Origin of the sequence: Rhodococcus yunnanensis NBRC 103083 (assembly GCF_001895005.1) — a bacterium.
Lineage (GTDB): Bacteria > Actinomycetota > Actinomycetes > Mycobacteriales > Mycobacteriaceae > Rhodococcoides > Rhodococcoides yunnanense.
The window spans coordinates 1-11,571 of the sequence record NZ_BCXH01000027.1; the positions used below are offsets into that span (position 1 = coordinate 1).

An 11,571-nucleotide genomic window follows, 5' to 3' on the forward strand; every position below is an offset into this window, starting at 1 on the left:
CAGGAGTGTGCGCAGTTCGGGGTGGCGGATCTGCCGGATGGTCGGCGGGGTCCGTTGGTGCAGATTCTGTTCGATGTGCAGACGTTGTTGGGGTTGACGTCCGAGCCTGCGGTGTTGCCGGATGGGTCGGCGTTGGATGCGGATGTGGCGCGGGTGATTGCGGGTGATGCGGTGTGGCAGGCGATGTTGACGGAGATGATGACCGTTCATGCCGGCAGGGCCGCCGCCTCCACCTCCACCGGCGAGTCCGGCGAGCCCGACGCGGCCAGTGATTCCGAGGAGCCCAGTACTTCCTCAGACGCCAGTACATCCGAAAAGTCCAGCACGCCCGATAAGACGATCAAGACTGAAGCGACCGGTAAGCCCGAGGAGTCGGGTGGGGTCGTGGAGGATCCGGAGTCCGAGTCCGAGTCCGAGTCCGATTGTGTTGCAGCAGCATCCGACGAACCGCCCGGTGACTCTGGAGTACCCGGCGATTCTGGGGTGCCCGTTTCGGACACTACGTCTGGCTCTGCATCTGGGTCTACGTCTGGGTCTGCGGCTGGGTCTGGGTATGGGGCTGTGTTGGTGCCGCGGTTGATTGCGCGGGGCCGGATTCGGTCGGCCGGGGCGGTCCCGGCACCCACAACTCCGGCGCCCACAGGATCGGGGTTGGGGTTGGGGTCTGGGTGTTTTTCGGGTGGGTTGGGGGCTACCGATGAGGCGTTGCGGGCGCAGGTGGTCTCTGAGTTGTTGGCTGCGATTGCTGCTGATCCGGCTCTGGCGTTGGGGGTGTTTCCTGATGGTCATGGTGGGTATCGGGTGCCGCCGCCGGGCGCGTTGACGTATCGTCCGTCTGCTGAGGTGGCGGCGCGGGTGCGGATGACGTATTCCACGTGCACGCATCACGATTGCAGTGTGCCCTCGACGCAGTGCGAACTCGATCATATTGTTCCGTTCGATCACCAGGATCCCGTGCGGGGTGGGTGGAGTATCGAGTCGAATCTGCAGCCCTCGTGCACGAGTCATCATCGGTTCAAGACGGCGCAGGCGTGGGCGGTGGCGATGTTGGCTGGTGGTGCGATCGTGTGGACGAGTCGGTCCGGGTTGCGGACGATCACGCTTCCCGATCTGGGGTGCCCGAGACCACCGCGTAAACGTAGACGCGGACGCCGTACCCGAGAGACCGCATCGACCCCGGACACAACAGTGTCGGACACTGCTGCCCCGGACACGTCGGACAGGACTGCCCCGGACACATCGGACACGACTGTCTCGGGAACGACTGCTTCTGGCACGGCTGCCCCGGATACAGCCGCCTCTGACGCGACTGTTCCGGACGCACCAGACCCGGATACAACTGCGTCGGACGGGACTGCCTCGGACACTGCTGCGTCGGACACGACCGACCCGGAGGCAACTGCGTCGGACACACCAGCCCCCGAGACATCAGCCTCGGAGACACCTGAGTGGTGGGACGCGCCGACGTGGTGGGAGAAGAACATGCCCACCGAGGCCGAATCCCCGACACTGGCGGATATGCATGCCGCCGCGTCCGAGGCTGCCCGCACGAAGGTGCGGATCATCCGGCGCCGGTTCCGGGAACACAACCTCGCCCGCTGGCACCGCGCCCGCAACGAGAAACCACCGTTCTAGCGGAACAACATCAGGGAGGCACCCGATCAACTCCTCGATACGAGTGATCGAACGAAGAACATCAGATTCGCCGGGCGTTCCGCGAGGCGGCGCATGAAATAGCCGTACCACTGACTGCCGTAGGGCACATAGACGCGTACGTGCACGCCGCTGCCGACAAGCCGAATTTGTTCCCGGTCGCGTATCCCATACAGCATCTGGAACTCGTAACTGTCCACATCCCGACCCGTGGCCTCGGCGAAACGCCTCGCCGCATCGATCATGTCGGGATCGTGAGATGCGACCATCGGATACCCCTCACCCTCCATGAGGACACGGAGGCAGCGGACATAGGAATCCGACACATCCGCCGGCTTCTGAAACGCCACCGATGCCGGTTCGCTGTATGCCCCCTTGCACAATCGAATTCGCGATCGGGGTCCGGAGAATTCCCTGCAATCGTCCTCGGTCCGCCTCAGGTAAGCCTGCAGTACCGTACCCAGGTCCGGAAACTCCTGGCGCAACTCACGGACGATCGCCAGCGTGGAACCGGTCGTCGTATGATCCTCGGCGTCGACCGTGACCCACACACCTGCCTTCTCGGCGGCGGCGCAAATGGTTCGCGCATTCTCCAGGGCCAACGCCTGATCGATGCCCTGGCCCAGTGCCGACAACTTCACCGACACTTCCAGCGAATGTGGTACCGAAGAAATCCCCGTATACGCCTGCAGCAGAGACAGATACGCATCGACCGTTGCCGTCGCCCGTGCTACGTCCGTGGTGTCCTCACCGAGATAATCGACCGAAACGAAGCGCCCGGATTCCAGCAACCCGCGCACCGCGGCCACGGCGTCGGGCTCGGATTCTCCTGCGACGAAACGATCGACCAGCTGCCTGGTGATCCGCATCCTGCTCACGGTCGCCTCCAACCGAGGTGACCGCGCGGCCGCCAGCAACGCAGGACGCATCACTGCGTACCCTCGCCGTCCTGGTGCGGGTACCGATGCGACGTCGGAGGCACGAACGTCTCCTTGACGGTACGAGTCGACGCCCACCGCAACAGGTTCTGCGGGGAACCGGCCTTGTCGTTGGTTCCCGAAGCCCGGGCTCCGCCGAACGGCTGCTGCCCGACGACGGCACCGCTGGGCTTGTCGTTGACGTAGAAGTTGCCCGCCGCGAACCGCAGCGCCCTGTGGGCCTGGTCCACAGCCGCCCGGTCGTCGGCGATGACCGCACCGGTCAGCGCATACTGTGACCCGGTGTCGATCCGGTGCAGAATGTCCGAGTAGGAGCCAATCGCCGAGTCGTCGTACACGTGCACGGCGAGGATGGGGCCGAAGTACTCCGTGCCGAAGGCCTCGTCGGTCGGGTCGTCGCCGAGAAGAACTGTGGGGGAAACGAAGTAGCCCTCGGAGTCGTCGCAGGACCCACCGGTGGCGATGGTGAGGGACGGGGTCGACTTGGCGCGATCGAGCGCAGCCGCATTGCGGTCGAAGGCGCGACGGTCGATGACGGCACCGCCGTAGTTGGACAGGTCGGTCACGTCGCCGTATTTCAGCTCCGATACCTGCTCGATGAAACTGTCACCCATCTTGGCCCACACAGATTTCGGGACGAACGCGCGCGACGCCGCCGAACATTTCTGGCCTTGATAGTCGAAGGCTCCGCGGATCATCGCCGTTGTCAGCACCTCAGGATCAGCCGAACTGTGGGCGACGACGAAGTCCTTGCCACCGGTCTCGCCGACGAGCCGTGGATAGGCGTCGTAACCGGAGATGTTGTTGCCGACCTCACGCCACAGACGCTGGAAGGTGGCCGTCGAACCGGTGAAATGTATTCCCGCCAAACGCCTGTCGGCCAGCGCGACCTCGGACACGACTGGACCGTCGCCCAACACAAGATTGATGACGCCGGGCGGCAGACCTGCCGCTTCGAGAAGTTGCAGCGTCAGATAGGCCGCGACGGACTGTGTCGGCGACGGCTTCCACAGAACAGTGTTGCCCATCAAAGCAGGCGCGGTGGGGAGGTTGCCTGCGATGGCGGTGAAGTTGAACGGAGTGATCGCGTAGACGAACCCTTCGAGTGGCCGATACTCGACGCGGTTCCAGACGCCGGGGGACGAGACCGGCTGGTCTCCGAGGATCTGACGCGCGAACGAGACATTGAAGCGCCAGAAGTCGATGAGTTCGCACGGCGCATCGATCTCGGCCTGATACACCGACTTCGACTGGCCGAGCATCGTGGCGGCAGCGATCTTCTCGCGCCACGGCCCCGACAGCAGGTCGGCGGCACGCAGAAAGACCGCAGCTCGGTCGTCGAACGACAGGTCCCGCCACCCGGGAGCAGCAGCAGATGCGGCATCGATGGCAGCGCGAACGTCGTCGTGCGTCGCAGCGGCGAAACTACCGATCACCGACGAGTGACGGTGCGGCTCGACGACATTCTCCCGAGGACCTGAACCCGACCGGTGCACGCCACCGATGACCTGCTGGATCTCGGTCGGTGTGGACTGCAGTGCGTCGAGCTGGAGCCGCAGGCGTGCCCTCTCGGGGCTGCCGGGGGCGTATGTGTTGACGGTTTCGTTGGTCGGGGCAGGTACCGAGGTGATGGCGTCCATGGTGATCCTCCTTTTTCAGCCGCGTTCCAGTGCTGTCCAGTCAAGTCGGATGGAAGGAATGAGTATTCTTCCTATCGGCCAAAGAATCTGTGCTCTACTTGTTCGGATGAACGAAGGTGTGGCGCTCTCGGCAATTCATGCCGCGCTGCACGGCGCCTTTGTCGAGTTGGTCGTGGTCCCTGCGTTCCCCGTGCGGATCCGGTCCGTCACGTTGATCGACTCCGACGACCTTGCCGCGTATGCCGCACCGGACGCGGACCTGTGTCTCGTGGTGGGGGTTCCGGAATCCGAGATCGTGGCGTGGCTGGAAGCGCTGGCGCTGCGCAGCGTCGAGAATCGGCCGCGAGCGGTGATGGCCAAATGGGCGGACACATCGTCGGCGATGCAGCATGCGGCCAGGCAGAGTGGGATCGCTTTGTTGTCGGTGCACGCCCAAGCGCGGTGGGAGCGGCTGCTGTCGATGATCCGCAGCGTGCTCGACCACTCGAAACAGCAGCTCGATCCTGAACCCGCTGGTGAGGACACCGATCTGTACGGTCTCGCCCACACCGTCGCGTCGTTGACCAAGGGGATGGTCAGCATCGAGGACGAGTGGTCGCACGTGCTGGCGTATTCGGCCTCCGACGACTCTGCCGACGAACTGCGCACCCTGTCGATTCTCGGGCGCGAAGGCCCGCGTGAGTATCTCGATCGTCTGCGCGAGTGGGGCGTTTTCGACCGTATCCGACGAAGCGACGACGTCGTCGAAGTGCCTGCCGACGACGATCTGGGAATCCGACGGCGGCTCGTCGTCGGCATCAGGACCATTCCCGACGATACCGGGGCTGCGACGACGGTCGGGTCCATCTGGATACAGCAAGGGCAACAACCGATTTCGCCCGACGCGGATCGGGTGCTTCGCGGCGCTGCAGCGGTTGCGGCGAGGCTCGTCAAACGTATCCGTGATGCCCCGAACAACGAGGCAGTACAGATTCAACGTCTCCTCGGGGCGCGCGGGGGCGGGGTGGACGTGCCGTCGTTGGCTGCATCGCTGTCGATCTCGGCGTCGGGCCCCGTGGCCGTCGTCGGGTTCGCAGCGATCGGCGATCGTGTGATCGTGGGGCTGTCGTCGTCTCTTCGATTGCACGCCAGTGCATTTCACAGATCGTCACTGGCGACGACGATCGGCGACCGAGTGTATGTACTGTTTCCTGGTTCGTCCTCGGGGAACGCCGTCGAATCCTGGACACGTGAGGTGATCACACGCGTCGAGAGTGGGACGGGCATTGCTCTTCGAGCCGCCGTGGCCGCCTCGATCAGGACGTTGTCCGACACTGCTGCAGCGCGTTTCGAGGTCGACCGAGTTCTGGATCGCACGACGGGTGAGAACCGTGTGACCACCCTCGCCGAGTCGCGGACGTCGGTGCTCCTCGGTGAGATCGTCGAACTCGTCGGCAATCACGAGCAGTTGATCGACCCGCGGATTGCGCTTCTGCAACGTTACGACGCCAAGAACGATGGCGTGATGACGGAGAGTCTGGAGGCGTACCTGGCGCACTTCGGCGATGTCCGAGCAGCGGCCGCCGACCTTCGGGTACATCCGAACACGTTGCGGTACAGAATCAAACGGGTCGAGGATATTCTCGGGACGAATCTGGGAGATCCCGACGACCGAGTGTTGATCGAGCTGCAGCTGAGGATTGCGCGCCGGTGATACCAGCGGTCAACAGCGCCGCCAGTTCGGCGTAGGCCTGGGAATCGTCGAGGCCGGTGCGCTGCGCGACCTCCCTGCTCTGGATTCGTGCCATCGTCGACGCGGCGACATCGGCGGCGAATGCTGCGTGGAGGCTGCGAACCTCACCGGTGGAGGTGCCGTCGTCGATCAGTTGTTGTACGCGCTTGGCCGCGAATGCGGTGTTCTGCTCGTACACCTCGCGGGCTGGGGCGAACGCGGCCAGGTCGTCCATGAACCGACGCGACGCCGGGGCAAGCGCGACGCCGACCGCGGACAGGTAGGCGGTGAGACGTTCGGCGAAACCGTGAACACCGTCGATGGATTCCTCGACGCGGTCGGTCGCACCGCGGAAGAAGTGCACGGTGGCCGATCGCACCAACTGTTCCTTGCTGCCGGCCAACGTGTACAGGGTGGACTTGCTGCACCGCAGCCGCGCAGCGATGTCGTCGAGGGTCAGGTGTGCAAAACCCTCGGACAGGAACAGGTCGACGAGTTGGTCGAACAGTTGGGCGCGACGGGCCGTGGCGTGAGCTGCGGTCATTCGTGTAATAGTACTGTAAAGAGTCCGCCAGTACTGCGAGGAGTCCGAAGTGCCAGTCGATCGTTTGCTTCCCACCGAAGAAGCTCGTGACCTCATCCAGCTCACCCGCGACGTCGCGGACAAGGTGCTCGACCCGATCGTCGACGAGCACGAGAAGGCCGAGAAGTATCCCGACGGTGTCTTCGGCACTCTCGGTGAGGCAGGTCTGCTGAGCCTGCCGTTCCCCGAGGAATGGGGCGGCGGCGGACAGCCGTACGAGGTGTACCTGCAGGTTCTCGAAGAACTGGCGTCCAGGTGGGCCGCTGTGGCGGTCGCCGTCAGCGTCCACAGCCTCGCGTGCTCGCCGCTGCTCGCGTTCGGTACCGAGGAGCAGAAGCAGCGATGGCTCCCCGACATGCTCGGTGGCAGCCTGATCGGGGCATACAGCCTGTCCGAACCGCAGGCCGGATCCGACGCCGCAGCGCTGAGCTGCAAAGCGACACCCAAGGACGACGGTTACGTCGTCAACGGTGCGAAAGCCTGGATCACGCACGGCGGTATCGCCGATTTCTACAACTTGTTCGCCCGAACCGGCGAGGGGTCGAAAGGTATCTCCTGCTTCCTGGTGCCCAAGGATCAGGAGGGTCTGTCGTTCGGCAAGCCCGAGGAGAAGATGGGGCTGCACGCCGTTCCCACCACATCGGCGAACTACGACAACGCATTCGTCTCCGCCGAGCGCCGCCTCGGCACCGAAGGCCAGGGCCTGCAGATCGCGTTCAGTGCACTCGATTCGGGTCGGCTCGGCATCGCGGCCGTTGCGGTCGGTATCGCCCAGGCTGCGCTCGACGACGCGGTCGCCTATGCGAACGAGCGCACGACGTTCGGCAAGAAGATCGTCGATCACCAGGGTCTCGGATTCCTGCTCGCCGACATGGCTGCCGCGGTGGATTCCGCACGCGCTACCTACATCGACGCCGCGCGCAGGCGTGATCTCGGCCTCGACTACTCGCGCAACGCATCGGTCGCCAAACTGGTTGCCACCGATGCCGCGATGAAGGTGACCACCGACGCCGTCCAGGTCTTCGGCGGTTACGGCTACACCCGCGACTTCCGGGTCGAGCGGTACATGCGCGACGCCAAGATCACGCAGATCTTCGAAGGCACCAACCAGATTCAGCGACTCGTGATTGCGCGGAGTCTGCGCAAGGCCTGAGATCGGCTACGCGCTCTGACGCGCAACTATCTTGTAGCCCACATCCACGGTCCGTTCGGCGATCGGGTTTCCTGCCAGGCGATTCAGCAGTAGCTCGCCTGCGCAGGCCCCGATTGCCTCGTTGTCGATGTTGACCGTGGTGAGCGACGGGTTCAGGTGTCGGGACATCTCGAAGTCACCGAATCCGGTGATCGCCAACGACCCCGGTACGTCCACGCCGCGGCGATGAGCTGCGAGTACCGCTGCGGCGGCGAAGACGTCGGTGGTGAACATGATGGCGGTCGCCTCGGGGTACCTGTGCAGAGCCAGATCGAGAAGCTCTGTGCCCGTGTCCATCTCGATCGGATGGCCGGGCAGGTCGACGGTTCTGACCGGTTCGTCGGCGAGCAGCTCGCGCACTGCGTCGGTGAAGCCCTCGAGTCGTTCGACCGCGCGTGAGTCGCCCGGCGTGATCACCCCCGCGAACACGATCCTCCGGTGTCCCTTGTCCACCAGGTAGCCGACGAGGTCATGGGCGGCACGGCGGTTGGAGAATCCGACCAGGGTGTCGATGGGTTCGTCGTTCCAGTCCCATGTTTCGACGACCGGTGCGCCGTACGCGCGAAGCAGCCTCAAGGTCTCGGGTGTGTGCAGTGTGCCGACGATCAAGAACGCGTCGGGACGTCGTTGAATGAACCCGCGAATGAGTTCTTCCTCGCGGTTCTCGCTGTAATCGGTGTACCCGACGATGAGTTGGAACCCGGCCGGGTCGAGTTTGGTCGACGCGGCGCGCAGCGTATCGGAGAACACCGAAGTCGAGATCACGGGCAGGATCGCCGCAATCGTGCGACTGCGATTGGACGCAAGATGGCTGGCTGCCAGGTTCGGTAGGTAACCGGTGCTCTTGACCGCCTCCAGCACTCGCTCGAGCGTCTCCTTCGACACCTGCTCGGGGGAGCTGAGCGCACGCGAGACCGTCTGTGCGGACACTCCGGCAACGACGCCGACGTCCTGCATCGTCACCGAACGCGTTGCGGATCGAGCTCGGGTACGTCGAGAGCGCCCGTCCGTGGTCAACCTGGTCATTCCCTTCCGTGCTCCGATGTTGCGCAAGCTTACCTACAAGCCGGACCCGCTCGTGAGCTCGACTGTGTGTTCATGACTGTGTGTTCACGACTGTTGCGTTAGCGCTACCGATAGCGCTAACATCGGCTCCGGAACGCTGAAACGTTGCCTGAGTCACATACCGCCCCATTCGTAACGGGTGCAACAGATTGGAATGAGCCACATGAAGGTGCTGGAAGGAATTCGGGTTGTCGACGTCTCGATTGCGATGGCCGGGCCGTTCGCCAGTCAGAAGTTGGCAGACCTCGGCGCAGACGTGATCAAGGTCGAACCCGTCACCGGCGAGTGGCACCGCCACGTTGCCGCAGGTGGTGCGACCGGCAACCAGGTCAACGCATCCTTTCTGTCGCTGAACCGGAACAAGCGGTCGCTGTCACTCGATCTGAAGTCCCCCCAGGGGCGCGAGGTGCTCGAGCGGTTGGTCGAGACTGCGGACGTCGTATTGCAGAACTATCGACCCGGAGTGGCAGGACGGCTCGGTGTCGATTACGAGACGTTGCGTGCCATCAAACCGGATCTGATCTACGTATCCATGTCCGGGTACGGCGAGACCGGACCGTACGCGACCAGGCCGGGGCAGGACGTGATTCTCCAGGCCATGAGCGGAGGTCTCGCCAGCTCGCGCCGCGAGGGGGAGGCGCCCCGTCCGGCGCCGTTCTTCCTGGTCGACGCGTTTGCCGCATACTCGGCGTTCGAGGGTGCGCTCGCCGCACTGTTCCACCGTCAGCGCACCGGTGAAGGCCAACTGGTCGAGGTGAACATGTTGGATTCGATCATCGCCGCGCAGATGCAGGAGCTGAGCGTCTCGACCGTGGGCGGCGTACCGCAGACCCCGAGCCGGGAGATCCACGCGCACAGCTACATTCGCGCACCGTATGGTGTTTTCCCGACGAGCGACGACTACATCGCGCTCTCCTTTGCCGAGATGGATGCTCTGGCGAAGGTGTTCGAAGACGACAGCTTCCTCGCCTTCGATGCCGAACGCGACGGATTCACGCACCGCAACGAGATCTCGGCACTCGTCACCGGTCATCTGGCGACGAACACCACAGCGCACTGGTTGGAGGCATTGGCGGCCGTCGGCGTCTGGGTCGGACCGGTCTACGACTACGAGCAGCTCCGTGCCGATCCCCAGGTGCAGCACAACGACTCGTTCGTCGAATACGACCACCCGACCGAAGGTCGGGTCACCACACCCGGCTTCGCCTTCCGGATGGCGACTCAGCCGCAGGAGGTCTACCGGCCTGCGCCTCTGAACGGTCAGCACTCGGTGGAGATCCTCGCCGAGCTGGGTCTGAGCACGACCGAGATCGACGAGCTCGAATCGAACGGCGCAGTGTACTGCAATCGGAGCCTCGCCGGCTAGACCTGCTCGATCCCGAGCACCACAACTCCCTCGATAGATTCCAGGACAGAGAGAATCCAGGACATGAGTGCAACACAGGTGAATGGCGCGCCGAAAGCCAGGCGCGCTGCAGCCGCAGCCGCCATCGGCAGTCTCGTCGAGTGGTACGACTTCGCGCTGTACGGCGCGGCCGCGGCCCTCGTCTTCAACAAGTACTTCTTCGTCGACGGCGACGCCTCGACAGGATTGATGGCGTCGTTCGCCACCTTCGCCGTCGGTTATGCGGCGCGGCCGTTCGGTGGCGTCGTCTTCGGCCATCTCGGTGACAAGATCGGCCGTAAACCCGTCATGATCGTGACACTGGGAATCATGGGTGTCTCCACCGCCCTGATCGGCCTGCTACCGAGCTACGACTCCATCGGAATCGTGGCGCCCATGCTGCTCGTGCTGCTGAGAATCGTGCAGGGTCTCGGCGCCGGCGCCGAGTACGCGGGCGCTATCGTGTTGTCCTCCGAGTCCGCGCCGAGTGGACACCGAGGTTTCTACGCCTCCTGGTCGGGCGCGGGAGTGTGGATCGGCTCCGCGATGGGCCTGGCCACTTTCCAAGCCGCCCTGTGGCTCACCGGTGACCACTTCTTGGACTGGGGTTGGCGTATACCGTTCCTGCTGAGCCTGGTCATGCTTGTCATCAGCCTGTACATCCGTCGTCAGGTCGAGGAAACCGAGAGCTTCGAGAAGGCGAAGGACGACGAGAAGAAGATTCCTCTCCTCGAACTGTTCAAGACGGACAAGGGGCGCCTTGCGGTGGCCCTCGGCTCGAACTTCATGCTGTCCGGTTTCTCGTACATCCCCCAGGTCTGGGCGCTGAGCTACCTGACCAACAATCTCGGCATGGCGGCGATGGTGGCTCTCGGTATCAACGTCGTCGTACTCGTGAGCGGGGCTGCCTTCATGCCGCTGTTCGGTCGTCTCGGGGACAGGATCGGGCGTCGAAAACTGTTCATGTTCGGTTCCGCCTTCGGGATGGTCTGGGCCTTCCCGATGTTCTTGCTGATCAGCACCGGCAATCCAGCCTTGATCATCTTCGCTCTCGTCGTGTGCTTCGTCGGCGCGGTTGCGACCTGCTACGCCTCACAGGCAGCATTTCTCACCGAACTGTTTCCGCCCTCGACCCGCTACTCGGGAGTGGCGTTCGCACGTGAGGTCAGTGGTGCGCTCCTCGGCGGAACGGCGCCGCTCATCGCCACGGCGATGTACGTGGGGACAGGCACGTGGTGGCCGGTTGCCCTCTGGATGGTGGTGATGGCCGTCGTCGCCTTCGTGTCGGTGTATCTGTCGAAGAACTACCGAATCGACTCGGATCAGGCGAACGACGATCGCTTCAACCACCTCACGGCCCTCGGTGCCGATTCCGCCGATCCCACTGTGCTGAAGGCAGGGTGAC

General features: G+C 63.9%; 9 protein-coding genes. 5 read left to right on the top strand and 4 right to left on the bottom strand.

The genetic code is table 11. The features are described 5' to 3' along the window. A partial coding sequence (locus RY1_RS30390) for an HNH endonuclease (protein WP_503629808.1) occupies positions 1-1,635 on the top strand: 1,635 nt, incomplete at its 5' end. A gap of 26 nt (positions 1,636-1,661) precedes the next feature. On the opposite strand, the gene RY1_RS27535 is transcribed toward RY1_RS30390, so the two are convergent. Together RY1_RS27535 and pruA are read right to left on the bottom strand one after the other, a co-directional pair. Then, on the bottom strand, positions 1,662-2,582 hold the full coding sequence (locus tag RY1_RS27535; RefSeq protein WP_072807234.1) for a proline dehydrogenase family protein: 921 nt from the start codon (positions 2,580-2,582) through the stop codon (positions 1,662-1,664). Next, the gene (pruA, locus tag RY1_RS27540) at positions 2,582-4,231 is read right to left on the bottom strand and encodes an L-glutamate gamma-semialdehyde dehydrogenase (RefSeq protein ID WP_072807235.1); all 1,650 of its coding nucleotides are present in this window, start codon (positions 4,229-4,231) and stop codon (positions 2,582-2,584) included. The genes RY1_RS27535 and pruA overlap by 1 nt, the downstream gene beginning before the upstream one ends. Before the next feature lie 106 nt (positions 4,232-4,337). On the opposite strand from pruA, the gene RY1_RS27545 reads away from it, so the two are divergent. Then, positions 4,338-5,924 carry a PucR family transcriptional regulator gene (locus RY1_RS27545; protein ID WP_072807236.1) on the top strand — a complete coding sequence of 529 codons (1,587 nt, stop codon included), beginning with the start codon at positions 4,338-4,340 and terminating at the stop codon, positions 5,922-5,924. Here RY1_RS27545 and RY1_RS27550 read toward each other — a convergent pair. Next, a complete protein-coding gene (locus RY1_RS27550) occupies positions 5,833-6,486 on the bottom strand; it encodes a TetR/AcrR family transcriptional regulator (RefSeq protein ID WP_084727933.1) in 654 nt (217 codons plus the stop codon). The two genes, RY1_RS27545 and RY1_RS27550, sit on opposite strands and share 92 nt — an antisense overlap. Before the next feature lie 49 nt (positions 6,487-6,535). On the opposite strand from RY1_RS27550, the gene RY1_RS27555 reads away from it, so the two are divergent. Next, complete coding sequence (locus tag RY1_RS27555; RefSeq protein ID WP_072807237.1) at positions 6,536-7,678, top strand: acyl-CoA dehydrogenase family protein; 1,143 nt, start codon at positions 6,536-6,538, stop codon at positions 7,676-7,678. A gap of 6 nt (positions 7,679-7,684) precedes the next feature. Here the strand turns inward: RY1_RS27555 and RY1_RS27560 are convergent, their stop codons facing one another. After that, positions 7,685-8,743 carry a LacI family DNA-binding transcriptional regulator gene (locus RY1_RS27560; RefSeq protein WP_072807238.1) on the bottom strand — a complete coding sequence of 353 codons (1,059 nt, stop codon included), beginning with the start codon at positions 8,741-8,743 and terminating at the stop codon, positions 7,685-7,687. Positions 8,744-8,945: 202 nt separating this feature from the next. On the opposite strand from RY1_RS27560, the gene RY1_RS27565 reads away from it, so the two are divergent. Together RY1_RS27565 and RY1_RS27570 are read left to right on the top strand one after the other, a co-directional pair. Next, on the top strand, positions 8,946-10,148 hold the full coding sequence (locus RY1_RS27565; RefSeq protein WP_072807239.1) for a CaiB/BaiF CoA transferase family protein: 1,203 nt from the start codon (positions 8,946-8,948) through the stop codon (positions 10,146-10,148). A gap of 63 nt (positions 10,149-10,211) precedes the next feature. Next, positions 10,212-11,570: an MFS transporter gene (locus RY1_RS27570; RefSeq protein ID WP_072807240.1), complete on the top strand. Its 1,359-nt coding sequence runs from the start codon at positions 10,212-10,214 to the stop codon at positions 11,568-11,570. The last annotated feature ends 1 nt before the right edge of the window (position 11,571 follow it).

Bases quoted from the DNA above. Each gene is read 5' to 3' on its own strand.
- RY1_RS27570 (WP_072807240.1), top strand. From the start codon at position 10,212: ATGAGTGCAACACAGGTGAATGGCGCGCCGAAAGCCAGGCGCGCTGCA.
- pruA (WP_072807235.1), bottom strand. From the start codon at position 4,231: ATGGACGCCATCACCTCGGTACCTGCCCCGACCAACGAAACCGTCAAC.
- RY1_RS27550 (WP_084727933.1), bottom strand. From the start codon at position 6,486: ATGACCGCAGCTCACGCCACGGCCCGTCGCGCCCAACTGTTCGACCAA.
- RY1_RS27535 (WP_072807234.1), bottom strand. From the start codon at position 2,582: ATGCGTCCTGCGTTGCTGGCGGCCGCGCGGTCACCTCGGTTGGAGGCG.
- RY1_RS27560 (WP_072807238.1), bottom strand. From the start codon at position 8,743: ATGACCAGGTTGACCACGGACGGGCGCTCTCGACGTACCCGAGCTCGA.
- RY1_RS27545 (WP_072807236.1), top strand. From the start codon at position 4,338: ATGAACGAAGGTGTGGCGCTCTCGGCAATTCATGCCGCGCTGCACGGC.
- RY1_RS27565 (WP_072807239.1), top strand. From the start codon at position 8,946: ATGAAGGTGCTGGAAGGAATTCGGGTTGTCGACGTCTCGATTGCGATG.